The organism is Paenibacillus sp. IHBB 3054, from assembly GCF_051594305.1.
In the GTDB taxonomy this organism is placed as follows: domain Bacteria; phylum Bacillota; class Bacilli; order Paenibacillales; family Paenibacillaceae; genus Paenibacillus_AQ.
Genome location: NZ_JBOFBG010000022.1, coordinates 61,602 through 84,225, shown reverse-complemented (window position 1 = coordinate 84,225; position 22,624 = coordinate 61,602). Strand labels below are relative to the sequence as shown.

The 22,624-nt window shown below is 53.3% G+C and carries 25 protein-coding genes; 3 read left to right on the top strand and 22 right to left on the bottom strand.

The window, feature by feature from the left end; genetic code table 11:
* The first annotated feature begins 19 nt into the window (after window positions 1–19).
* Window positions 20–178 (top strand): hypothetical protein, encoded by a 159-nt coding sequence (locus tag ACQ76X_RS22040; RefSeq protein ID WP_038587909.1) that lies wholly within the window; start codon window positions 20–22, stop codon window positions 176–178.
* 115 nt (window positions 179–293) lie between these two features.
* Here the strand turns inward: ACQ76X_RS22040 and ACQ76X_RS22035 are convergent, their stop codons facing one another.
* The 12 genes from ACQ76X_RS22035 to ACQ76X_RS21980 all read right to left on the bottom strand — a co-directional run bounded on the left by ACQ76X_RS22035 (window position 294) and on the right by ACQ76X_RS21980 (window position 11,035).
* The gene (locus ACQ76X_RS22035; RefSeq protein WP_438495929.1) at window positions 294–1,064 is read right to left on the bottom strand and encodes a class I SAM-dependent DNA methyltransferase; all 771 of its coding nucleotides are present in this window, start codon (window positions 1,062–1,064) and stop codon (window positions 294–296) included.
* A 51-nt stretch (window positions 1,065–1,115) separates the two neighbouring features.
* On the bottom strand, window positions 1,116–2,048 hold the full coding sequence (locus tag ACQ76X_RS22030) for a CvfB family protein (protein WP_438495928.1): 933 nt from the start codon (window positions 2,046–2,048) through the stop codon (window positions 1,116–1,118).
* The gene (rsfS, locus tag ACQ76X_RS22025) at window positions 2,045–2,392 is read right to left on the bottom strand and encodes a ribosome silencing factor (RefSeq protein ID WP_038587902.1); all 348 of its coding nucleotides are present in this window, start codon (window positions 2,390–2,392) and stop codon (window positions 2,045–2,047) included. The genes ACQ76X_RS22030 and rsfS overlap by 4 nt, the downstream gene beginning before the upstream one ends.
* On the bottom strand, window positions 2,392–2,967 hold the full coding sequence (gene yqeK / locus ACQ76X_RS22020; protein WP_076110520.1) for a bis(5'-nucleosyl)-tetraphosphatase (symmetrical) YqeK: 576 nt from the start codon (window positions 2,965–2,967) through the stop codon (window positions 2,392–2,394). Before yqeK ends, rsfS begins: the two co-directional genes overlap by 1 nt.
* Window positions 2,939–3,541 carry a nicotinate-nucleotide adenylyltransferase gene (locus ACQ76X_RS22015; protein ID WP_438495927.1) on the bottom strand — a complete coding sequence of 201 codons (603 nt, stop codon included), beginning with the start codon at window positions 3,539–3,541 and terminating at the stop codon, window positions 2,939–2,941. Before ACQ76X_RS22015 ends, yqeK begins: the two co-directional genes overlap by 29 nt.
* A gap of 75 nt (window positions 3,542–3,616) precedes the next feature.
* Entirely contained in the window at window positions 3,617–3,910 is a 294-nt protein-coding gene (gene yhbY / locus ACQ76X_RS22010) for a ribosome assembly RNA-binding protein YhbY (protein WP_038587894.1), read from the bottom strand.
* Between the two features lie 37 nt (window positions 3,911–3,947).
* Window positions 3,948–4,838, bottom strand: a complete 891-nt coding sequence (aroE, locus tag ACQ76X_RS22005; protein ID WP_438495926.1) for a shikimate dehydrogenase — start codon at window positions 4,836–4,838, stop codon at window positions 3,948–3,950.
* A gap of 20 nt (window positions 4,839–4,858) precedes the next feature.
* A complete protein-coding gene (gene yqeH / locus ACQ76X_RS22000) occupies window positions 4,859–5,986 on the bottom strand; it encodes a ribosome biogenesis GTPase YqeH (RefSeq protein ID WP_438495925.1) in 1,128 nt (375 codons plus the stop codon).
* Entirely contained in the window at window positions 5,983–6,510 is a 528-nt protein-coding gene (locus tag ACQ76X_RS21995) for a YqeG family HAD IIIA-type phosphatase (protein WP_438495924.1), read from the bottom strand. The genes yqeH and ACQ76X_RS21995 overlap by 4 nt, the downstream gene beginning before the upstream one ends.
* Before the next feature lie 87 nt (window positions 6,511–6,597).
* On the bottom strand, window positions 6,598–8,832 hold the full coding sequence (locus ACQ76X_RS21990; protein ID WP_438495923.1) for a DUF4129 domain-containing transglutaminase family protein: 2,235 nt from the start codon (window positions 8,830–8,832) through the stop codon (window positions 6,598–6,600).
* Complete coding sequence (locus ACQ76X_RS21985) at window positions 8,829–10,076, bottom strand: DUF58 domain-containing protein (protein WP_438495958.1); 1,248 nt, start codon at window positions 10,074–10,076, stop codon at window positions 8,829–8,831. Before ACQ76X_RS21985 ends, ACQ76X_RS21990 begins: the two co-directional genes overlap by 4 nt.
* 2 nt (window positions 10,077–10,078) lie before the next feature.
* Window positions 10,079–11,035, bottom strand: coding sequence for an AAA family ATPase (locus ACQ76X_RS21980; protein WP_038587881.1), 957 nt, complete (start codon window positions 11,033–11,035; stop codon window positions 10,079–10,081).
* Between the two features lie 216 nt (window positions 11,036–11,251).
* Between ACQ76X_RS21980 and ACQ76X_RS21975 the strand changes: the two genes are divergently transcribed.
* The gene (locus ACQ76X_RS21975) at window positions 11,252–12,193 is read left to right on the top strand and encodes a hypothetical protein (RefSeq protein ID WP_438495922.1); all 942 of its coding nucleotides are present in this window, start codon (window positions 11,252–11,254) and stop codon (window positions 12,191–12,193) included.
* A gap of 59 nt (window positions 12,194–12,252) precedes the next feature.
* Here ACQ76X_RS21975 and spoVAE read toward each other — a convergent pair whose 3' ends face one another.
* From spoVAE to ACQ76X_RS21955, 4 genes are all read right to left on the bottom strand, one after another.
* Window positions 12,253–12,609, bottom strand: a complete 357-nt coding sequence (spoVAE, locus tag ACQ76X_RS21970; protein WP_038587876.1) for a stage V sporulation protein AE — start codon at window positions 12,607–12,609, stop codon at window positions 12,253–12,255.
* Window positions 12,606–13,640 carry a stage V sporulation protein AD gene (gene spoVAD / locus ACQ76X_RS21965; RefSeq protein WP_438495921.1) on the bottom strand — a complete coding sequence of 345 codons (1,035 nt, stop codon included), beginning with the start codon at window positions 13,638–13,640 and terminating at the stop codon, window positions 12,606–12,608. The genes spoVAE and spoVAD overlap by 4 nt, the downstream gene beginning before the upstream one ends.
* Before the next feature lie 3 nt (window positions 13,641–13,643).
* Window positions 13,644–14,141, bottom strand: coding sequence for a stage V sporulation protein AC (spoVAC, locus tag ACQ76X_RS21960; protein WP_038587871.1), 498 nt, complete (start codon window positions 14,139–14,141; stop codon window positions 13,644–13,646).
* A 134-nt stretch (window positions 14,142–14,275) separates the two neighbouring features.
* Window positions 14,276–14,446: a hypothetical protein gene (locus ACQ76X_RS21955; RefSeq protein WP_340893989.1), complete on the bottom strand. Its 171-nt coding sequence runs from the start codon at window positions 14,444–14,446 to the stop codon at window positions 14,276–14,278.
* A 152-nt stretch (window positions 14,447–14,598) separates the two neighbouring features.
* Here ACQ76X_RS21955 and ACQ76X_RS21950 point away from each other — a divergent pair, with 152 nt between their 5' ends.
* Window positions 14,599–15,672 carry a M42 family metallopeptidase gene (locus tag ACQ76X_RS21950; protein WP_076110510.1) on the top strand — a complete coding sequence of 358 codons (1,074 nt, stop codon included), beginning with the start codon at window positions 14,599–14,601 and terminating at the stop codon, window positions 15,670–15,672.
* 67 nt (window positions 15,673–15,739) lie between these two features.
* Here the strand turns inward: ACQ76X_RS21950 and ACQ76X_RS21945 are convergent, their stop codons facing one another.
* From ACQ76X_RS21945 to ACQ76X_RS21920, 6 genes are all read right to left on the bottom strand, one after another.
* Window positions 15,740–16,885, bottom strand: coding sequence for a mannitol-1-phosphate 5-dehydrogenase (locus ACQ76X_RS21945; protein WP_438495957.1), 1,146 nt, complete (start codon window positions 16,883–16,885; stop codon window positions 15,740–15,742).
* Window positions 16,885–17,319, bottom strand: coding sequence for a PTS sugar transporter subunit IIA (locus tag ACQ76X_RS21940; RefSeq protein ID WP_438495920.1), 435 nt, complete (start codon window positions 17,317–17,319; stop codon window positions 16,885–16,887). Before ACQ76X_RS21940 ends, ACQ76X_RS21945 begins: the two co-directional genes overlap by 1 nt.
* A gap of 16 nt (window positions 17,320–17,335) precedes the next feature.
* Window positions 17,336–19,402, bottom strand: coding sequence for a BglG family transcription antiterminator (locus ACQ76X_RS21935; RefSeq protein WP_438495919.1), 2,067 nt, complete (start codon window positions 19,400–19,402; stop codon window positions 17,336–17,338).
* A 96-nt stretch (window positions 19,403–19,498) separates the two neighbouring features.
* Entirely contained in the window at window positions 19,499–20,947 is a 1,449-nt protein-coding gene (locus ACQ76X_RS21930; RefSeq protein WP_438495918.1) for a PTS mannitol transporter subunit IICB, read from the bottom strand.
* Between the two features lie 390 nt (window positions 20,948–21,337).
* Window positions 21,338–22,201 carry an aldo/keto reductase gene (locus tag ACQ76X_RS21925; protein WP_438495917.1) on the bottom strand — a complete coding sequence of 288 codons (864 nt, stop codon included), beginning with the start codon at window positions 22,199–22,201 and terminating at the stop codon, window positions 21,338–21,340.
* Between the two features lie 107 nt (window positions 22,202–22,308).
* The gene (locus ACQ76X_RS21920; protein ID WP_038587851.1) at window positions 22,309–22,623 is read right to left on the bottom strand and encodes a DMT family transporter; all 315 of its coding nucleotides are present in this window, start codon (window positions 22,621–22,623) and stop codon (window positions 22,309–22,311) included.
* Between the last annotated feature and the right edge of the window lies 1 nt (window position 22,624).

Here is a 22,624-nt window from a genome sequence, read left to right as displayed (position 1 = left end):
CCGAGAAGGAGTGTTTCATATGCGTGAAGGTCTGATCCCTGCCGTTCTTGGTACCGTAGTTTCCGCTTCCGGCGCAGCTTTTCTGGGAAGCAAATACAAGCTGGCCGCAACCGGCGTGCTGGGCTTTGGTCTGGCGCATATTGTCTTAGGCGCGATCGATTTGTTTGAGCACCGGTAAAAGTTTGGAAGATGCCGGTCCTTGCCTATGTAAGGGCCGGTTCCTTATCGGAACAATCGGATTACACGCAAAAAGGCCCTCACCCTCCGGGCAAGGACCCACATAAGCATATGGTTTATTTCACTGCTACATAAAACAGCCGCTGGGCACTGTCATCCGCCTCTACCCATTCGAAGTCGGCATAGGTCTTCACATCGCTGAACCCGGCCTTCAGCAGTTCCGCTGTCATCCACTCCGGATCATAAGCCCGCTGAACATGAGTCTCCTCAAAACGGCGGTACAGATCACCCCGTTCCTCTTCACGAACAAAGATAGACAGATGATGCTCTATTTCCCGCCGCGGCACATCCAGCTCACTGGTCCAAATATAGGATATGGAGGGCTCATTCATGAAAAAGGGCTGCTCTTCCTCGTAACGGATCAATGTATTGGGATGATGCACGTCAAACAGGAAGGTTCCTCCCGGCTTAAGACCGGCAAAGGTACTGGCGAAAACTGCCTGAACGTCCTGCTCTTCCAGCACATAGTTGAGGCAATCACAGAATGAAATAACGGAATCCACCGGTTCCGGCAGCTCCCATTCCTTCATATTCTGCCTTACCCAGCGCACACTGCCCTCCCGCAAGAACCTGCGGCCCTGCGGATGCTCCTCCAGCTTCTTTTGCGCCACAGACAGCATGTCGGAAGAGAGATCAATGCCCGTTATATGATACCCTGATGCGGCAAGCGGAATGGTAATGCTGCCGGTTCCGCAGCCGAGTTCGGCCACGGTGAGCGGCTTTCCGTGCAGCTTCCAGGCGGTTTCCGCAAACTCCAGCCAATCCGGATATGGCATATCGGCCATAAGCTCGTCGTATACATATGCAAATTTCCCATAGGAAGACACTGCGCACACCGCTTTCTATAATTGCCTGTAATCAAATTCTGTCATAACCGCTTAATTCTCCGTTGTTCCTTCTTCGCCCTGATTCTTATCCGGAGCTGTGTCTTCCTTGCCTGCAAGGTAGGTCCAATTCTCCTTCTGGGTAATGAGGCCTTCCTTCATCAGCTTGCCCATCGCCCGTTTGAAGGCCGACTTGCTGATGCCGAAGCGCTGCTTGATAATATCCGGAGGCGTGGCATCCGAATACGGCATGGCACCGCCCGGTCGGGAATTCAGAAAGTCCAGCAAGGCAGCGGAATCCACATCACGTCCCACTTCCTTGCGGTGGGTCATGGAAAGGTTGACCCGGCCATCCTCGCGGATATGTGAGACCCGGGCTTCAAACTGCTCGCCCAGACGCAGCAGACGGCTGCGTTCCGAGGAATGAACCATTCCGATAATGCCGAAGCCCAGCACTCCGCCGTCCACAATCACGAAGGTGCCCATTTGCAGCGGCTTGTATGCTCTTGCGGTCACCATTTGCCCCATCCATGAGGTTGGCGCAGGAAGCGCCAGCGGAGCAAGCTCCTGTTCACCGGCCAGCTTGGCACGGAGACGCCCCTGCTTATCGTGCTCCATCATGACAAATACTTTGTCACCAACCTGCGGGCGCAGCTCGATCAGTTCAGGAAGCTCGCGGATCGGCAGCAGGAGCTGGCGTCCAAGTCCCATTTCCAGAAAGCAGCCGAGACGGGGATGAATATCCGCGACTTCCAGCAACGCCATTTCACCAAGTGTCAGAAATGGCTTCTTCATTGTTGCCGCGAGCCGGTCTTCCGTATCGAAGAAGATGAATACTTCCACTTTATCGCCCGGCTTGGGCTTGCTGCCAACCAGCTCCGTATAATGCAGCATAACATCCTGATCACCGGCACCCAGGAAGTAGCCGTAAGGCGATACTTCCCGGAGTACATCCAGTTTAACTACAGTTCCGGCAATCAGACTCATACGTTCTCCACAATCTTGGCGTCAGACCACAGGCGCTCAATGTTGTAATATTCGCGTTCATCGCGGTGGAACACATGCACAACGACATCGCCAAGATCCATCAGCACCCAGCGCGCCGCGTCCATGCCTTCGATTCCGCGGATCATACCGCCTGCTTCATGAACAACCTTGCGTACTTCGGTGGCAATCGCTTGCACCTGGGTATCGGAATTACCGTGACAGATCACGAAATAATCACTGATTGGGGAAACATTGCGCAGATCCAGCGCGACAACATTCATCGCTTTTTTATCTTCCACAGCTTTTAAAGTCAGTTCCAGCAGCTTGCTTGATTGTACACTCATTATTTATCCTCCAGTATTCTTACTAAATCATTACGCGCCAGCACCGTTAACGGAAACACAATCCGGCGCTTCTGCAGCAGCAGGCTGATCGTCGAATCAAATCCGGCTATCAGCCCTTCCTCCAGACTTACTTTGGAAAGCCTGCGTATTTCGTCCACACCGGGAAAATCCCGTCCGGGCTCGATATAATCGGCCAGACAGACAATCTTCTCCAGCAGGCTCATGCCTTCACGGCCCGAAGTATGATAGCGTATGGCTCCCAGCACTTCTGCATCGGTAATTTCATAATCCCGTTCCGCTACAAATGCCCCCACTTCCGCATGCCACAGCTGCTTATCGTAGGATAACAGCTCGGAGGGCAGACCATTCTGCTCAATAATTTCCTTCATTCTCTCCACAGGCCAATATTTGGCCACATCATGCAGAATCGCCGCTGTCTCCGCACGGGCAGGATCGGCACCATAACGCTCAGCCAGCTTCACTGATGACTCCATTACGCCAAGGGTATGCTGCCAGCGCTTATCAGGCATCTGCGAAGAGACCGCTTCAATCAGCGCTTCCCGGCTGTAGGCCATACAATCCACTCCTTTGCACATAATCGAAAACCTTGTCCGGTACCATATAGCGGATTGATTTTCCTTCAGCGGAGCGCGCCCGGAGCATCGTGGACGAAATATCCACCAGCGGCATGTCCGCCAGCAGCACCTTGTCGGCGATATAGCCGGGCAGCACTGCCAGATCCAGCGGAGTGCCCGGACGGCCCACACCGATAAAGGTCAGACGCTGCACAAGTTCTTCAATCCCCTGCCATTTCGGCAAATATTGCACCATATCCGCACCAATGATGAAATAAAACTCATGGTCCGGGTATTCCTGCTGCAGGCCGCGCACGGTCTCAAATGTATAGGAAACGCCGCCTCTGAGGACTTCCCAATCCAGCGTGCGGAAAGACTCATTGTCCTCGACCGCACACTGCACCATTGCCAGCCGGTCTGTACCCGAAGCTCCGGCTTCATGCTTGTGGGGCGGGATATGCGAAGGCATAAACCAGACCTCTTCCAGCAAATAGGTGTCCCTCGCAGCTTCCGCCGCCATCATATGTCCTATGTGAAGAGGATCAAAGGTTCCTCCCATTATTCCAATTTTCAAGAGAGGCCTACCTCCTCTTATCTTCCTGCGAAATGACTCCATGTGACTGCAAGGCAGCCGCAAGGCGCAGCTTTCCTAGCGTGGAAGCTCAATCGTTTTGTTGTCGCGTGACTCTTTGTAAAGAACAATGGTTTTGCCGATAACCTGCACCAGCTCGGAGCCGGACTGCTCAGCCAGAGCTGCACCGATTTCCTTCGGGTCATCCGCATTATTGTTAAGCACGCTGATCTTCATCAGCTCGCGTTTTTCAATAGCTTCTTCAATGTGACGGACCAGGTGGTCGTTCACACCGCCTTTGCCGACCTGAAAGACAGCGTCAAGATGATGAGCCAAAGAGCGGAGATAGCGTTTTTGTTTTCCAGTTAACATAAATGAACAAACCCCTTAATTAACATATATTATTACCCTAAACTTGCGGATCCATTTCACTGGCACTGCCGCCGAGGCAGTCGATAATCGTCTGCCGCATAATATCCACGGGTGCAGCCTGCCCTGTCCAATACTCCAGCGCATAGGCGCCCTGGTATACGAACATTCCCAGACCCCCGTGAATTGTGCAGCCCCGCTTCAAGCCCTCGAGCAGCAGCCGGGTACGCAGCGGATTGTAGATAAGATCGCTTATGACCATTCCTTCATGCAGCAGTCCGGGATCCATCGGCAGGTCATCCGGATGAGGAAACATTCCGACAGATGTGGTATTGATTACAATATCCGCATCCTTAGCCGCTTCCGCGATTTCATCCATGCCCACTCCGGCAACCTTGCCCCTGCTCTGGAATAGTGCCGCCAGTTCCCCGGCCTTTCCGGCAGTACGGTTAGCAATCTTAACCGAATATGGCTTCTCGGCCAGCAAAGCACTGACAATTCCTCTCGCCGCGCCCCCGGCACCGATTACCAGAATACGGGTTCCGGACAGATCGGGGACCGCTTCCGCCTTCAGCGAACGGACATAACCGATGCCGTCCGTATTGAATCCGGTAAGCACCCCGTTGTCATTAACAATCGTATTCACTGCACCGACAGCAACCGCACTTTCATCCAGCTTGTCCAGATACTCCATCACCGCAACCTTATGCGGTATGGTTACGTTGACTCCGCGAAAGCCGAGGGTCTTGATGGCCTGCACCGCATCGCCAAGCTGATCTCCGGTAATATGCAGCGGGACATAAGCCCCTTGTATGCCCAGCGCTTTCAGCGCAGCCCCGTGCATGATTGGGGATTTGGACTGGGCAATCGGATCACCCATAACCCCCAGCAGCAGATCCGTACTTCTGTCATTTCCGTTTGCACTTGTCACAGGCAATGCTCCTCCCTTCGTCAGATCAGCGAAGGGCGGGTAACCACCTTCACGCCGCGCGGAACGTGAACTGCCACAACGGCACCTTCGGTTCCGTTCACCTTGATCCAGCCTAAGCCGGAGATGAACAGATCGGTCTGGCTGCCCCGGCTGATCCGGAATTCATGACGCTGCCACTGCGGCAGCTTGTCCATGTCCGCAGTTACCGGTGGAGCCAGCATTACCCCGCGGTGATCCTGATACAGGGAATCCGCACGTTCCAGCTTCGTACGGTGAATCTTGAGCGTAGTGCTGATGAAGCAGGTGAAGGATTGCCGGGCACCCTGAATGAAATCAAAACGCCCCAGACCGCCGAAGAACAGCGTCTGGCCTTCATTCAGCTGATATACCGCAGGTTTGAGCGAATTTTCCGGCATAACGGCACCGAGGTCCTTGCGCTCCACCAGTTCACTGTACCGCCAAGGATATACAATTCCCGGAGTATCAATGATATAGTGGCCATCATCCAGCGGGATTTTGACTGTATCCAGAGTCGTTCCCGGATAACGCGAGGTCGTCAGTTCCTGCTCGAGATCGCTGTAATCGGAAATAAGCCGGTTAATCAGCGTAGACTTACCTACGTTGGTTGCCCCTACGACATAGACATCACGCTGTCCGCGAAGCTCATTCACCGCTTCCAGCAGACGTTCGAACCCTTGATTGCGCTTCGCGCTGCAGAGTATAATCTCCGCGGTCCGCAGTCCATGCTCCTTGCAGCGCTGCTGCATCCAGTTGCGGAGCTTGTTCCAGTTCGTTACCTTGGGCAGCAAATCACATTTGTTCACTGCAAGAATAACCGGATTATTGCCGACAAAACGCTGCAGGCCGGAAATCAGGCTGCCTTCAAAATCGAAGAGATCGACAATATGCACTACAAGCGCGTTCTTCTCGCCCACTCCGCTGAGCAGGTGAAGAAATTCATCCTGGTCGACGGATACCGAAGAAGCTTCATTATAGTTTTTGATGCGGAAACAGCGCTGGCAAATAACCGGTTCCCGTTCAAATGCAACCTCCGGAATATAACCCGGGAGATCCTTGTTCTCCGTCTGCAGCTTAATGCCGCAGCCGCTGCATTTTACAGGGCGCTGTGATTCATTCTGTTGATTCATTGGGGTTTATCCTCCTCATGCCACAATCCTTGCTTGCGAAGCCGTGTCAGGGCAATCTGCTCGACCCGGCGGTTAATTCTTGTTCCAATGCCTTCATCCTTCACGGAGATGGGCAGCACCAGTACCGTATACAGGCCGAGCCGGTTGCCGCCGAATACATCCGTAAGCATCTGATCGCCAACTACGATTGTCTGTTCCGGCTTCAGATCCATCAGCTTCATCGCCTTCACGAAAGGCGTATTGATCGGCTTGCGGGCCTGATGCACAAATTCAATATTAAGCGGCGTTGCAAAGCGTGACACCCGATCCATGTTATTGTTCGACACAATGATAAGCTTGAAGCCCAGCTCTTTCACCTTCTCGAACCATAACAGCAGCTCCGGAGTGGCCAGAGGCGCTTTGGCGCCGACTAGCGTGTTATCCAGATCCGTAATGATACCACGGTATCCCCGGCTGTACAGCTCTTCCAGCCCAATATCAAATACCGTATTCACCCGGAGTTTTGGAACCAACCTTTCAAACAATACGTTCACCTCGATTTCATACGAAAAACTATATCATACTCTTTGCGCTTCGCAAATGAATCTGCGACGATGTTAGGACTGCCGCGTTTATTTATCTGATTTCAAGAGACTGTGCAGCCGCAAAGCTTCAGTATACACGCTGCGCCAATCTTTGTCTTCTATAACATCCGGGCTGTACTTCGCCTTCTCGAACATTTGCAGCAGCGACGCCAGACTTTCTGCAGCCGCCGGACGTTCACGGCTCCAGCGGGCCACCGATTCACGAAGCGTTTCGTGCTCTTCTTTAAGCATGCCCTTTCTGCGGGCATACTTTACCCACCGCTCGGTTTCAGCCACAACTTTCTGCACCGGAGACAATGGTTTGCCGTTGCGCAGCCGCCCAAGCAGGAACCGGAGACTGAAGCGGTAATGCCAGAGCAGATAACCTCCCCACAGCAGCAGCACTGCCGCAGCGGCCGATACAGCCCAGACGCCTACTTGAAGGCTTCCACCGGTTTTGCCGGGATCTGCCACGGCTTGTTCAGGCTCGGGATTATCCTCTTCCGGCTGTGTATCTTCCTTACTCTCAGGCTCTTCGCTCTGTGTGAGAAGAGGTACATTAAAGCCCGGGGTCGCTTCCACCGGAATCCAGCCGTATTCACCGAAATAGATTTCCGCCCAGGAATGGGCATCGGCATTAGTAATCGTATAATTATTATTGGATAATCCCTGCTGGGCCAGACTGTCCGGCAGCTGTGCCTGCTCACCGGGTGCATACCCCTTGACCCAGCGTGCCGGAATATCCAGCGAACGCGCCATGGTCACGAGTGCGGTGGAATAGTAGTCACAATAGCCTTCCATAATCTCGAACAGAAAACTCTCCACGAAATCCTTGCTTTTGCCGCGCGACAGATCCGGCTGATTCGAGTATGGATAGGTTTGCTGCAGATATTGCTGGAGCAGCGCAATTTTGTCATAAGGGGTCTTCGCGCTTGCGGTAATTGTCTCTGCCAGCTCTGTGACCCGCTCTGGAAAATTGTCGGGCAGTTGCAGGTATTGCGTATTATTCTGGCCGGCGTACAGCTGATCGAAGGTCTGTTTGCTCAGCTCCTGCACGGATACGACAGGGACCTCCGAAGTAAGCACGTAAGTCTGGGGATAGTTTCCGCTGTTCCCATCCGTATCCCACAGCATTTCGCTGTCTGCGCTTCTCCATAATAAGCGGCTGCTCTGTTCCTTGCCGTCTATGGAATCGACCTTCGCAATGGAATAGGCTCCGAACAATACCGGATAATCAATGTTCCCAAGCAGCTTTACCGTCTGCTGTAGGGTCTGCGTCTCCACCTTGGAACCGGGTTCCCTGTCCAGCTCTTTGCCTACCGCTGCCCCGGACAGCGGACCGCGTGTAAGCCGGTCGTCATCACTCCATCCTTTTCCGGAATATACGCTGCGGGTTTCCCCCCGCATGTAGGAACGTATATCCGAGGTCACTGTCATGACTGGCGAATAATCATAGTTAAAGCCCCCGCCCAGATTATCGTCGTTCATACTATAACCCGAAGTAGTCCTGCCTGCAGAAGCATCACTGGTTCCGGCGTTTGTTGTTCCCGATGTGCCGGAGCTTGCCGATAATCCGCTGCCGTTCCATTTATGCCAGGCGGTATAAGGATCTGTCAGCGTCGGCCGCACCTCAGGCATGTTCACACCTGTAATAATGACAAAGGAGAAAATGATGGCGATATTAATGAATATCTTGAAAGGATATTTCAGCAGATAAGTCCAGCCGCGGGGATAATGCAATTGAAAGCTTCTCAAATGCTGGGTAACAAGCCAGCCCATCCCCGCGAACACCGTCCAGGCGACCTCCTGCCAGAGTATGGCCGAAGTGAAGGAATCCAGTGCCGCAAAGGCTACAATATTCGTGGTGATAAACAGCAGAATCCGCGCCTTGGAGGAGACCCACCACGATGACAGGAGCAGCAAGGCCAGCGCACCCGCAGCAAACCATAGATATGGAACCATATTTATGGCGATGTCAGGCAGACGTTCGCGCAGTGAAGGCAGCAATGGATCAGGAACATAGAGTTCGTAGCGCAGAATTACCCTGTACACGAAATATAGCATGGCGCAAACTTCAAGAATTAGCCGATATCCCCGTTTAACAGGTAAAAGAATTTCAACAACCCCCGCCGCAGCCAAGGTCAGCAGTACGGCGGCAGTGGTCGCCTTCAGCCAGAAGGGCTCTGTATAAGTGAGCCATTGCAGGGCGATAACCATCAGCCATAGCAGACTGAAGGAGTAATGCCATGAGGACTTCATCCCGCTCCACCAGCGTCTTATCATACTTTATCACCTCCGAGCACTGAGGGCAGCTCTTGAAGCGAACTTACGCTATAGCCGGTTGCCCCGCGGGATTTCAGCACATCCATCCATTCTCCGCCGCGGTTGCCCGCTGCAGGATTGCGCACATGAATATGGGAAGGCGTCATTCCCCGGCTCTCCGCCCAGCGCATCACATCCAGTACAGGCTGTCCGCTCTGCGGACTGATCAACACCAGATAGGAGCCTTTGGGAAACATACGGTGTCCTTTTTCCAGCCTGGGAACCAGCGGCCCCCGGCCTTCGGCATTAATGTCAATCAAATATTGGATCATCTTCTGCCGCTCCGCAGCGCCCTCAGCAGGCATGAATATCTTGGTGTTCTTGTCCAGACAGCATAAACCGATGCCGATCCGGTCGCGGATCCCAAAGCCGAGCAGGGAGGCGGCAATCGACACCGCCAGCTCAAACTGGTTCGAGCCGGCATATACCATGGCGCTGCCGTCCAGCACAATCATGGTCTTAGGTACAGATTCATGCTCAAATTCCTTGGATTTCCAGTTACCTGTCTTGGCGGTGGCATTCCAGTGGATTCGCGTCAACCGGTCGCCATAGACGTAATCGCGGACCCCGTTTATCTGCGTTGTCTCCCTCCGGGAATGGAGCAGCGAGGCTTGCTGCCCCGCCAGCCGTGACTTCCGCTCATAGAGCTGCCAACGCGGCACGAATACCGCACGGGGCAATACGCGGAATTGCCCTTCGGCCATAAAGGTGCCCTTATGCTCCACCAGGCCAAAGATATCCTCACTCAGGATATCCGTTCCTTCGAACGTATAACGGCCGCGCTCCAGTGCCGGCGTCTGAAACAGCAGTTCCCCCTGCCCTCTCAGGCTGGGAACCATGCTCTCCTCAAATACCCAGGATTCGCCGTTATGGCGCTTCAGAATTTCTCTCACCACCACATAGGGCAGAGGCAAAAAGCCTGGAATCGTAACGTCCAGCTTCACCCGCAGAAAACCGCCCGCATAGAGCAGATCAGGCTTGTCCAATTCGGAATACAGGCTGCGCGTGCCTTTGGCCCGCCGTACTCCGCCTAAGCCTCCAATCAACAGATATATCATTAATACAGATACCATTATAAACAGCATGAATGATGTTTTGCCGCCCTGAAACAGTACATAGAGCAGCGTGATGCCCCAGATCGCAAGGATGCCGGCGAATTTCCCCGGCTGAATGACAGCTGCCGCTCCGGACAAATAGCTTTTCATCATTATTGCCTCATCGTCACAGGCACATGTATACTCTGCAGCAGCTTCTGAAGCAAGGAATCAACACTGATATTGTCCAGCCGCGATTCCGGACGCAGCAGAATACGGTGTCCCAGCGCATAGGGGGCAAGAATCTTCACATCATCCGGAAGAACATAATCGCGCTCCTGCAGGAAAGCATAGGCTTTGCAGGCCATCATGAATGAAAGCGAAGCACGGGGGCTGGCACCAAGCAGGACTAGCGGATGCTCTCTGGTCTGGCGGACAATATCCAGCAAATAGTTCAGGACAGGATCGCTGATATAAATCTCGCGGATTTCTTCCTGGATAGCCGCAATTTGTTCCATGCCTGTTACCGGGGTAAGCCTGTCCACCGGCTGTCCCTCCTGATGGCTCATCAGAAGATTCTTCTCGGTAACCGCATCGGGATAGCCAAGGCTGATACGCAGCATGAAACGGTCAAGCTGTGCTTCGGGCAGCGTGTAGGTGCCTTCGAAATCAATCGGGTTCTGGGTCGCACAGAGCATAAACGGATGCGGCAGCGGATAGGTCTCTCCGTCGACGGTTACATTCCGTTCTTCCATCACTTCAAGCAGCGCAGACTGCGTCTTTGTTGTCGCACGGTTGATCTCGTCGGCGAGCAGAATATTCGTCATCACGGGACCGGGACGGAAATGGAACATCTCATCGCGCGGATGATAGACCGATACCCCCGTTATATCACTAGGGAGAATATCGGGATTGCACTGAATTCGGCGGTACTCCCCGGACATTGATCTGGAGAGCGCCCGAATGAGCTGGGTTTTGCCCGTTCCCGGAACATCCTCGATCAGGACATGCCCACCGGCCAGCAGCGCCGTAAGCAGCAGCTCTATTTCAAATGTTTTGCCGAGTATACAGGATTCTAAATTATGGCGAACAGCCTTCATGATGTGAATTGATTCTTGACGTACGGGCATATATAGTAAACCTCCTATGTCAGAATAAGCGTAATACTTATATTTTACATGATTATGGGTCCCAAAGTACATTATTGCAGCCCGTGAAATTAAAGATACACCAAACAAAGGACAAGGAAATCTCTCTATTATATAGAAGGAAAATTATTGTTCCTATAGAAATGATTATAAACCGAATCCGTTTTTCTATTCTGGCAGGCGAAAAGAGGGTCATCCATGGACAAGTTTTATGCCCTATGTCTTCAAGGAGATATTAACCCGGCAATGGCGTATCTGCGTTCAATCCAGCCCAAAACCGAGCAAATCGAAAAGATTGAGGCATTGTACATCAACAGATTTTTCAACAAGCATGACGAGGTAACACTCAAGGAAGAAGATCCTTGGGTTAGACAGGTAATTTCGGCCTACCACGCTTACTTCCGCATGGTGCTGACCCGTCCTGATGCAGCGGATGATGCTGAGGTTAAGCTCATGGATGCACTCCGCAATTTGATTGAGATTGAGCAGCCCGCCGCCCTTGATTGCATTGAAGATCATCTGAAGGAAGTATTTGCACAAAAGGGTTATTATTTTTGGGGCGGAGTCACCCCTCCGTACAGAGGACCTTATATATGGCGAAAGATGGAGACGTTAAATTTCACTGTGGAGCTCCCTTCCATCAGCCAGCCCGTAACCGTACATATGATGAAGGACTTTATTCTGGAAAGCTGGATCAGTTTCGCTACGTGTGAACAGAGAACCGTCGGGGGCTGGGCTGTGAAGGAAAGCCTGTATTGCAATGCCAAACGTTATGAAGATATCGAAGGCGCAGAGTTTCGAATTTCTTACCTGAATCACGAAGCACAGCATTTGTATGACTTCAACCAATTTCCCGGGCTTGAGTCCAGGGATTTGGAATACCGGGCTAAATTAGTTGAGCTTTTCTATTACAGCGATCATTCCGTGCTCACCAAATTTTTGCTTCAGGCCAAAAATGCCCCCAAGCTGCCCCATCCGTATGCTTCCTATCACATCATCAGGAATTTATCGGCGCTAATCTTCAAGAAGGATTACGAGCCCGGCATAAAGCAATGGCTTGATCAGGAGTACTCTCTAATTTCCGCTGCGGCGGAGAAACTTCTTGAGCAGAGCACGCAGGAATTAAGGAAGGTTATGTAGACAAAACAAAAAAGACCGCCAAGTGGCGGCCGGAAAAGAATCCTATAGTTTTCAGCTGATCAATGCGTTCCCTTAGGCCGTACAAGCAGGGCTGCCAGAAACGAGAATACAATGGCTGACGAAATCCCCGCACTGGTCACGTCGAAAATCCCCGTCACCACACCGACCCAGCCGTCCCGTTCCAGTTCCGTAAGCGCTCCGTGCACCAATGAGTTGCCGAAGCTGGTAATCGGGACGCTAGCCCCTGCCCCGGCAAATTTCACCAGCGGGTCATACAGTCCAAACGCGTCAGCGATCGCTCCGGCAACGACAAGCGTGCTCATCGTGTGAGCGGGCGTCAGCTTCAGTACGTCGAACATGAGCTGCCCGATGACACAGATGGCGCCTCCAATCAAAAATGCCCATACATAAATCATGCTCCTTCACCTCCGCTCTCCAGAGCTACAGCATGTGCCACGCACGGTATGCTTTCTCCCTGCTGGTATGACAGCGGTGAAAGCAGCGCTCCGGTTGCCACGATCAGCACCCGCTTCAGCTCGCCTTTTTTCATCCGTTTGAGAATATGTCCATAGGTGACCACAGCCGAGCAGCCGCAGCCGCTCCCTCCGGCGATGACATATTTCTGCTTGTCGAGATTATAAATGAGCATCCCGCAGTCATCAAATGTCGTCTGCTCCATGGGAATGCCTTCTTTGGCCAGGAGATCTTTGGCAATGGGCAGGCCGATAGAAGCCAGATCACCGGTTACAATTAAATCGTAATGGCCGGGGGACAAGCCCGTATCGCGGAAATGGGCAGTTATCGTATCCGCGGCGGCCGGAGCCATGGCTGTGCCCATATTAAAAGGGTCCGTCAGTCCCATATCCATAATGCGTCCGAGGGTTGCCGACACGACATAGGGGCCTGCAGCGGAGCCGTCATTGCGGCCGACAATGGCACAACCCGAACCTGTTACGGTATACTGGGCGGTCGGCGGCTTTTGGGAGCCGTATTCGACTGGATAGCGGAATTGCTTCTCCACGGTACAGTTATGGCTGGAGGTTCCCGCGAGCGCGTATTTGCCCCCGCCGGAATCCACGATCATCGAAGCGATGGCGAGACTCTCCATGGAAGTGGAACATGCGCCAAAGACGCCAAGATAAGGCACGCCAAGCTTTCTCGCCGCGAACGAGCTGCTGATAATCTGATTCATTAAATCCCCGCCGACGAAAAACTCCAGCTTCTCCTGCTCGAGTCCGGCATGCATCAGCGCCAGCTTGGATGCTTTCTCGAAGAGGGCTCGTTCTGCCTTCTCCCATGTCTGTTCGCCCATTTTGAGCGAGTCATAGATAAAATCAAAATCGGAAACTAAAGGGCCTTCCCCTTCTTCCGGCCCTACTACTGCGGAAGAACCGAGAATGACAGGACGGGTTGTGAATTGCCAGGTCTGGCTGCCAAGCTGCTTCATAGTTTAGTGAGAACCTCCCCAGCCCATAATGGCATAGACTACCCCGACTATAAAGGCTGCGACGACACCGAATACAATGACGGAGCCGGCCAGCTTGAACATATTGCCGCCAACTCCGAGCACAAGACCTTCGGCACGGTGTTCAAGCGCTGCGGAGCACATACTGTTGGCAAAACCCGTGACGGGAACAGCAGTGCCTGCTCCTGACCATTGGGCCAATTTGTCATATACACCGAAGCTGGTCAGGATGACGGAGATAAGGATCAGAACCGCAACGGTAGGGCTTGAAGCTTCCCTGGAGGTCATATCGAATATCGCCATAAATGCCTCCTGGATGCCTTGTCCGATCACGCAGATCAACCCTCCCGACAGAAAAGCCCGGATGCAGTTTTTGAACACAGGACGGCTGGGCACATACGGCTTGGACAATTTCTCATAATCCTGTGGGGTCATGGTGTCAAGCCGAAGCTTGACACCGGACTTTCTAGTTTTGGCCGGCAAATGAGGACACCTCCTGGAATGTATGCGAGGGGAGGGCTGGACCAGTGAGTGCGGACATTTCCCCTCGGACTTTTCTTCGCTTAGAAGTTTTTCCTTATTGTTCGCCGTAAGCCGCTTCGTTATGTCTCCCCAGTTCAGGAAAAATACAGCAGTATTACAATCAGCAGTATAAACAGAATCAAAATCAGCACAGCATCGCGCTCCGGCCCATACCGGCGGAGGTATCTTTTTGGCACCCCACGGGCATTCACTTTACCGTAGAAGCCCTGCGGGTTGTCCGCGGACCTGCTTCCAGCCACCCTCATCTTCCTCGCTTCCTTTCCCGGCTCCTGCCTGCAGAGCCACTACTGCATAATATTCGCAAAGGCGGCGCCCAGTGTTCATTTACCCCTTTGCAGACATGGACAAGTAGCGCGACAATGTTCATACTAGACAATAGTAAAGGAGCGATAAGTATATGAATCAAGAAACTACCAATCTGTTCAAAACATTAACTGAATTCCCCGCAGCTCCAGGCTTTGAGCGCGAGTTGCGTGCCTATGTCAAGGATGCTATGACACCGTATACCGAAGAGTTCGTCCAGGACCGCCTCGGCAGCCTGTTCGGTGTGCTGCGCGGCGAAGAGAACGGCCCCAAGATTATGGTGGCCGGTCATTTTGACGAGGTGGGCTTTATGGTCACCGGCATCACCGACAACGGAATGATCCGCTTTCAACCGCTCGGCGGCTGGCTGGCTTCGGCGGTTGCTTCGCAGCGGCTGCAGATCATTACCCCGAAGGGAACATTGACGGGTGTTGTCGGCAGTACGCCGATCCATCTGCTGAGTGATGACGAACGCAACAAAACCGGTGATATCCGCAGAATGTACATAGATATCGGTGCGGACAGCCGGGAAGAAGCACAGGGCTACGGCGTTGCTCCGGGACAGCAGATTCTGCCGATCTGCCCGTTCACCCCGCTGGCCAATCCGAAGAAAATCATGGCCAAAGCTTGGGACAACCGCTATGGCTTAGGCCTTGCCATTGAGCTGGTCAAAGCGCTGCACGGCAAAAAACTGCCAAACACCGTGTTCGCCGGTGCTACGGTACAGGAAGAGGTCGGCCTGCGCGGTGCCCGCACAGCAGCTAACCTGCTGTCGCCGGACATCTTCTTCGGCCTGGATGCCAGTGCCGCCGCCGACATGACCGGCGACCGCCAGGCCTTCGGCCAATTGGGCCAAGGAGCGCTGCTGCGCATTTACGATCCGACGATGATTACCCACCGCGGCCTGCTCGAATACGTTCAGGATACGGCAGATACCCACCGGATCAAATACCAGTATTTTGTCTCCCAAGGCGGAACCGATGCCGGGCAGGTGCATGTCAGCGGAATTGGCGTGCCGTCCACAGTGATTGGAATCTGCTCGCGCTACATCCACACATCCTCTTCCATTATTCACAGTGATGATTATGATGCCGCCAAAGAGCTGCTGATCAAGCTCGTAGAAGGACTGGACCGCACGACGCTGCAGACCATTATTGAGAACAGCTAAGCTGCGCTATTCGAAGAGCCGCAGGGGATAGAATCTCCCCTGCGGCTCTTTATGATGTCCTGCATCGTTATTTCAGTTTGTCATACTCTGCCATCACCGACCGGTGTACCGCATGATCTGCGGCCAGGCCGGTATATTTCGTAACTGCCGCTGCAGCACCAAGCTCTGCGACAGCCGCCTGAAGCTCAACCGCTTCCGGATCATCGCTCACGTTGAACAGCAGTGCTGCCGCCATGGAGCGGGTCAGGGCCGTGAATCCAAGCCCTCTGTCAAAAGCCTGGAGCGCCGGCGATACCAGCCGGTCATTCGGCGACAGCTTGCGGATCGGTGAACGTCCTACACGGGTAACTTCATCCGTCAGGGCCGGATTGCGGAAGCGCTCCAGTATTTTGTCGATATACTTGCTGTGCTGCTCCGCGTCGAACCCGTGCTTCTGAGCCAGCACCGCCCCTGTCTCCTCCAGCACTTCGCGCACAAGCCCGGTCAAACCCTCATCCGCCATAGCCTGCTGGATCGTCCCGTAACCGCGCAGGTACCCGAGATACGCTGCCGAGCAGTGCCCGGTATTCACCGTGAACAATTTGCGTTCAATATAAGGTTCAAGATTATCTACATAGTGAACACCTTCTACCGGACGGTAACCAGGAAGCATCTGAGAAGCGTCTACCACCCACTCATAGAATGGCTCTACCACTACCTTGAGGATATCCTCATGCTGCTGCAAGGGAACAATCCGGTCTACTGCCGCGTTCGGGAAAGCTACGGATATATCCGCTTTGGACCGTGTCTCAGTATCCAGCTTAGCGTATACGAGCTCTTTCAATTGCGCACTACCGCCGATGGCATTCTCGCAGGCAATGACATGCAGCGGAGCGGTGGAACCCGCAAGCCGTCTGCCGATCCCCTCAGCCAGCACCCCTGCAATATGCTTCAGGATGGATACTCCAACCGCTGTCGTAACAAGATCCGCTCCGGCAATGGCCGCGGCAACTTCTTCGGCATGGGTTACACTGCTTAGTGCGGTCACGTTCTTCACGATCACCGTTTCCTGACCCTCGCTGGCCAGCGTCACCGGGTATTCCCCGCGTTCTTGAAGCTGTGTGACGAAGGTTTCATTCACATCGACGAAGGTGACCTCATAGCCTGCCTGCGACAGAAGCAGACCGATAAAACCTCTGCCGATATTGCCGGCACCGAAATGAACAGCCTTCATCATTCCAGGCCTCCTTCAAAGATGGCGATCACATCGGCCGGGGTTGGCGCATTCATGACCCGCTCAATGGCATCCTCTTCCGAGAAGATCATCGCCACATTCGTCAATATCTCCATGTGCCCGTCACCTGCCGCTGCAATGCCAATCACAACAAAGGCCGGCTCATCTCCGCCAAAATCAACACCATCAGGAAAGCGGATAATGGATAATCCGGTAGATTTAATGAAGGGTCTGGCTTCTTTGGTTCCGTGGGGAATGGCAAGTCCTTCGCCCATATAAGTGGAAACTACCTCTTCGCGCTCTAGCATCTTCGGCACATATTCTTCTGTTACATGTCCGGCATCCACAAGCAGCTTTCCGGCCATGGTGATCGCCTCGTATTTATCTTTGGCAACACCGTTCATAATCACTTTATTCTCTGACAGTATACTCATATGGTTTCTCTCGCTTTCACATTTTATTTTCGAAAAAACGCAGCAGCTCTGACGACAGATATCGCCTGATCTCGGACTCCGTACGCTCCTCAAGCAGCTTCACCAGCTCGGAATTAAGCAGCATTGCACTGATTTCACTCAGCACTTCCAGGCTTTCCTTGGACAGCTTGCGCGGTGCAAGCATCAGCAGGATGACCCTGACCTCGGTACCCCCATCCAGAACAACCGGCTGGCGCAGACGGTACAGCGTCAGGGAAGACATCAGGATGTGGCTGCTTCTTGCATGAAACAGCGCAAGACCAGTGTCCGGAATGACCTGGCTGGCCATCCTTTCCCGTTCCAGCAGCCGCTCCAGCAGGATATCTGCATCGCCGACCACCCCGCTGCCATCCAGAAAATCGAGCATCGCCGAAATCGTTGCGGGCAGCGTTATCCCGCTGTTATCAAGCGGATAGAAGCGGAACCGCTCCAGCAGGCTGACCGTTTCATCCAGCATGCCCTGGTAGCTTTTCAACCGCTCCAGGGAATGCTCTTCACGCGCTGTTCTGTCGTACTCGCCTTGCGGAACGCTCTCCCGTTCTCTCAGCGTGGTGTTCTGAATATAACTCAGCAGTTTTTCTATTTCTTCCCCTGTCAACAGAGGACTGATTTTGATATAGCGGTCTTTGTCGAGCGGCAGATCAATCGTTGAAATAATCAGATCGTAGTCAACCTCAGGCAGTCGAGCCGCTTCGTACCAGGAAATATTGCCGAGAATTTCAATCTGCGGCATTTCTTTGGCCAGCCGGGTAGCCAGCAGCCGGGAAGAACTGAGACCGCTGGCGCAGACCAGAATTGCCCGGACGCCCCGCCTGAGCTGATTCAGACGTTCGACAGAAGCGCCGAAATGCATGACCAAGAATCCGATTTCCTCATCGGGGATGTCCAGTTCCAGCTCCAGCTCCTCCACCGCGGCCCTCACAATCTGGAACAAATATTCATAATCCTTACGGATGGGGCCCAGCAGCGGATTGCGGATACGGGTTCCCTCCCGGAGCCGCTTGAAGGCCGGATCCATATGCTCCAGCAACCCTTCCCGCAAGGAGCGGTCGCTTTGAAACGGAACTCCGGTCCGTTTGACCACGCTCTCCGTCAGCTTATATACAATCTCCATCAGCTCAATGTCACCGGAGGCGAATCCGGCTGAGAAGAATGATTCCTGGACCCTGTCGAACAGACCGGCTATATATAGAATCTCTGCCCGCGGAATCTCAGCTCCCAGCGCCTGGCCCAGCCGCTGCCCAAATTGCTCGGCGGCGGTAATATGGCGGTGATCTGACATTCTGGGATATCCCGCTTCCACGCCGTTGTCGATACTCCGGCCAATCTCAATCCGTCTGGTGGTTACAGCGAGGCCAAGCAGCATTTCCATATAAACGATCTCCGGCAGCTCCGCCGTCCATTTCCATTCCATATCCCACAGCGTGTTCTCCACGTCCATCAGATTGGTTTTGCCTACCGCATCCAGAAGAATCCGGAAGACCGGACTGCTCGCAGGCTGCGGATTATGCCCTACCAGATCTGAAAGATCCAGATGCTCGGCGGCCAGCCGGGCAATCGCCCTGCGCTTGTCAATCTCGCTGCCGGTAATCTCAACGCCGTAGCCCCGCCTGCGGACCAGCTGCAGGCCGAACTTGCGGACCCAGGGCTCCAGTTCATCCAAGTCATAACTCACGGTAGCCACCGTAACTTTGAGCCAGTGGGCCAGTGTGAACAGCTTCACCGGCTCTTCTGCCTCCAGCAAGGAGCAGAGCTCATACACCTTGCGGTCCTCGCTGGAATGTTCCGCTGGCTTCTCTTCCCGCAAAAACAGGCGCAGCTCAGCAAGACCGGCCGCCGGGCCGCTCAACTGAATCCCTTTTCCTGATTTCCGGATCAAATCCAGACCGAAATCTGCCAGCGTAAGCTCGATGTCCTCCATCTCCCGGTGAACCGTTCTTACACTCACACCGGTGCTCTCGGCGATTTCGGCGGCAGTAATCTCTTCACTGACTCCCAAGAGAAGCCAGATGATTTGACGCTGCCTCGCGGTAACTTTTCTCATAACCGTGTACCCCCGCCCTAAATAGAGACAAACGCCGGCTTTGCGGGCCAGCGTCTCCTGAGTTAGCGTTATACATCATTTCTATGCTTGTTCCGCTTACTTTAAACGTTCCACTAGCTCATCATATTTAGGGCTCTTCAGGAAATTGTCGATAGAAATATGCTCTGCTTTCGGATTGCTGGCAATCGCCCGGTCCGTCAGCGTTTTCTGGGTAACCACGATATCAGCATCCGCAGGGATTTCGCTGACTGCGGAATTGACAACCGTAATATTGACTCCGGCAGCCTGCAGTTTTTTTCTTAGCACGGATGCGCCCATCGCGCTGGACCCCATACCTGCATCACAAGCGAAGACGATTTTGTTCACATCAGCCTTGCCGCGGACATTTGCCGCTGTAGTTACAGTTGCGGCAGCAGCAGCGGTTTGCGCTGCAGTCCCTGCCGACTTCATGTCTTTCACTTTTGCTGCAGCTTCTTCCAGATCCATCTCTTCTTCGTTGTTCTTCTTCACGGTCTTAAGGAGCAGTGTAGCCAGCACGAAGGATACGGCTGTGGCAACAATGACACCGGCAAGCATTGGCACATATCCGCCCTTAGGTGTCATGGCGAAGTAAGCAAAGATACTGCCTGGCGATGGAGAAGCTACCAGACCTGCGCCCAGCAATTGCATTGTGAACGTTCCAGACACGCCGCCGCCGATAACAGCCAGGATCAGACGTGGATTCATCAGAATGTACGGGAAGTAAATTTCATGAATACCCCCCAGGAAGTGAATGATTACCGCACCCGGTGCGGAGGCCTTCGCCGAACCGCGTCCTACCAGCCAGTAAGCAAGCAGGATACCCAGCCCTGGTCCCGGATTCGATTCCAGCATGAACAGTACCGATTGTCCCAGTCTCTGTGATTCTTCCAGCGCAATCGGTCCGAGTACGCCGTGGTTGATTGCATTGTTCAGGAACAATACTTTTGCCGGCTCAATGATGATGTTGACGAGCGGCAGCAGGTTATGATTGACCAGAAATTCCACACCATTGGAAAGGATGTTGGTCAAGCCTTCAACCAGAGGTCCGATTCCCTTCAGCGCAGCAATGGACAAGCCGCCGCCAATGATGCCGAGCGAGAAGTTGTTGACAAGCATTTCGAACCCGGCTTTGATCTTGCCGTCAACTGCACGGTCGAATTGCTTCAGAACCCAGCCGGCCAGCGGGCCGACAATCATGGCGCCGAGGAACATCGGAATAGAAGAACCGACGATAACCCCCATCGTGACTACTGCCCCGATAACACCGCCGCGTTTGCCGTGTACCATCTGTCCGCCTGTATACCCGATGAGCAGCGGAAGCAGAAATTTGATCATTGGATCTACTAGAGCTGCAAGGCTTTCATTTGGAAACCAGCCTGTTGGAATGAATAAAGCCGTGATTAAACCCCATGCGATAAAAGCGCCGATATTCGGCATAACCATACCGCTGAGCATGCGGCCGAATTGTTGAACTTTCACCCTTGTACCACCGGATGAAGTTTGCGTTGTTGCCGTTGTGGCCATTTAAAATGCCCCCTTAATAAATTAAATGGGATGCCTTTATTTAAGCTTTCTTTAAAAGATATCCCTTATGCACACAGCGTAAATCAAAGCGCTTTCTTTGTCATTAAATTGAAAACACGGTTTCGTCATGAACGTTGTTGACAACATTTAAGAGCTGTTGCCACAGGCTTTTGGACATGCATCCGGCTTATGGACACAAGAAAAAACGGCCCTGCCATCCCTATGGGATGAGGTCCGTTTCTTTAGCAAAAACAAAAATAATTTATGGCGTGAAGCCTAAACATCCTTATATTTACAAAAAAAAACGGAAGTCTGCATTGACTGCAAGACTCCCGTTTAGGGTGTGCTTTATTTAGATTTCCACTCCGTTATTTCTAATCTTTAAAAGTTTTAGATCATATCCAGTGGAACTCTCCAGGCAGGCTGCGGAAAAGCCTCATCCAGCTGCCACAGCTCATCGGTACTGAGCTTGATTTCCCCTGCTGCCGCGTTCTCGGCTACATGCCGCGGGGTCGATGCTTTGGGAATAGCGATTACGTCGCCTTCCCGGATGCTCCAGGCCAGCAGAATTTGCAGCGGTGTCGCTCCGTGTCTAAGGGCAACCTCTTGCACCGCAGCATTCTCCGTCAGTCCTTTTCTCAAGGTGCCTGCCTGTGCCAGCGGAGAGTAGGCCATTACAGGTATTTTGTGGCTCCGCTGCCAGGACAGCAGCTCATGCTCAATACCTCTGGAACCCAGATGGTAGAGGACCTGATTAACAGCGCAGCGGTTGCCTCCGGGAATGCGCAGCAATTCCCGCATAGCGTCCGTGTCCAGATTGGACACGCCCCAGCGGGCTATTTTTCCGGCGGCCACCAGTTCCTCCATGCCTTCCACCGTCTCCTCCAGCGGAATCTTCCCCCGCCAGTGCAGCAGATATAGATCCAGATGATCCGTACGGAGCCGCTTCAGACTGTCCTCACAGCTGCGGGCCAGCTGTTTCTTGCCTGCATTATGCGGATACACCTTGGAGACCAGGAATACGCTGTCGCGGATTCCCCGGATCGCTTCACCGACAAGCTCTTCCGAGCGGCCGTCCCCGTACATTTCTGCCGTATCTATCACACTAAGGCCCAACTCTACCCCATGCCTCAGGGCAGCTATCTCCTCAGAACGTCTGGAAGCATCATCACCCATACACCAGGTTCCCTGTCCGATTCTCGGCAAGTCTGTTCCGTCCGGAAGTTTAATCCGCCCGGGTATATTTTCATTCATAGTGGAAGTCTCCTTATACGATGGATTAAGTACTACTTACTATACTTACCATGATACATCATTCGAAACATCGTACAGGTGTCTATTTCTTTAACATCTCAGCGTTGTCAGCCTACCATTTTCAAACCGACGGCAGCTCCGAGAATCACCACAATACAGATGATCCGCCGCAGATCCCGGGCTTCACCATACAGGAGCATGCCCAGAATCGCACCTCCGGAAGCACCAATTCCTGTCCATACCGCATAGGCCGTGCCCATCGGGAGACTTTCCATGGCGAGCGACAGCAGCAGAAAGCTGCCTCCGAATCCGAGGACCAGCAGGGCAATCGCCTGCCAATTGCGGTCCCGGTGCAGCTTGCCTATCATCGCCACCCCGAACATTTCACAGCAGCCGGCAGCAATCAGCATTAACCAAGCCATT

Bases quoted from the DNA above. Each gene is read 5' to 3' on its own strand.
- ACQ76X_RS21955 (WP_340893989.1), bottom strand. From the start codon at position 14,446: ATGAGGGTGGCTGGAAGCAGGTCCGCGGACAACCCGCAGGGCTTCTAC.
- ACQ76X_RS21925 (WP_438495917.1), bottom strand. From the start codon at position 22,201: ATGAATGAAAATATACCCGGGCGGATTAAACTTCCGGACGGAACAGAC.
- yqeH (WP_438495925.1), bottom strand. From the start codon at position 5,986: ATGAATCAACAGAATGAATCACAGCGCCCTGTAAAATGCAGCGGCTGC.
- ACQ76X_RS21985 (WP_438495958.1), bottom strand. From the start codon at position 10,076: ATGAAAAGCTATTTGTCCGGAGCGGCAGCTGTCATTCAGCCGGGGAAA.
- rsfS (WP_038587902.1), bottom strand. From the start codon at position 2,392: ATGAGTGTACAATCAAGCAAGCTGCTGGAACTGACTTTAAAAGCTGTG.
- ACQ76X_RS21940 (WP_438495920.1), bottom strand. From the start codon at position 17,319: ATGAGTATACTGTCAGAGAATAAAGTGATTATGAACGGTGTTGCCAAA.
- yqeK (WP_076110520.1), bottom strand. From the start codon at position 2,967: ATGGCCTACAGCCGGGAAGCGCTGATTGAAGCGGTCTCTTCGCAGATG.
- spoVAD (WP_438495921.1), bottom strand. From the start codon at position 13,640: ATGAAGCAGCTTGGCAGCCAGACCTGGCAATTCACAACCCGTCCTGTC.
- ACQ76X_RS21975 (WP_438495922.1), top strand. From the start codon at position 11,252: ATGGACAAGTTTTATGCCCTATGTCTTCAAGGAGATATTAACCCGGCA.
- ACQ76X_RS21935 (WP_438495919.1), bottom strand. From the start codon at position 19,402: ATGAGAAAAGTTACCGCGAGGCAGCGTCAAATCATCTGGCTTCTCTTG.
- ACQ76X_RS21930 (WP_438495918.1), bottom strand. From the start codon at position 20,947: ATGGCCACAACGGCAACAACGCAAACTTCATCCGGTGGTACAAGGGTG.
- ACQ76X_RS22030 (WP_438495928.1), bottom strand. From the start codon at position 2,048: ATGAGTCTGATTGCCGGAACTGTAGTTAAACTGGATGTACTCCGGGAA.
- ACQ76X_RS21945 (WP_438495957.1), bottom strand. From the start codon at position 16,885: ATGAAGGCTGTTCATTTCGGTGCCGGCAATATCGGCAGAGGTTTTATC.
- ACQ76X_RS21990 (WP_438495923.1), bottom strand. From the start codon at position 8,832: ATGATAAGACGCTGGTGGAGCGGGATGAAGTCCTCATGGCATTACTCC.
- spoVAE (WP_038587876.1), bottom strand. From the start codon at position 12,609: ATGATTTATGTATGGGCATTTTTGATTGGAGGCGCCATCTGTGTCATC.
- ACQ76X_RS21980 (WP_038587881.1), bottom strand. From the start codon at position 11,035: ATGCCCGTACGTCAAGAATCAATTCACATCATGAAGGCTGTTCGCCAT.
- ACQ76X_RS21950 (WP_076110510.1), top strand. From the start codon at position 14,599: ATGAATCAAGAAACTACCAATCTGTTCAAAACATTAACTGAATTCCCC.
- ACQ76X_RS21920 (WP_038587851.1), bottom strand. From the start codon at position 22,623: ATGGCTTGGTTAATGCTGATTGCTGCCGGCTGCTGTGAAATGTTCGGG.
- yhbY (WP_038587894.1), bottom strand. From the start codon at position 3,910: ATGTTAACTGGAAAACAAAAACGCTATCTCCGCTCTTTGGCTCATCAT.
- ACQ76X_RS22040 (WP_038587909.1), top strand. From the start codon at position 20: ATGCGTGAAGGTCTGATCCCTGCCGTTCTTGGTACCGTAGTTTCCGCT.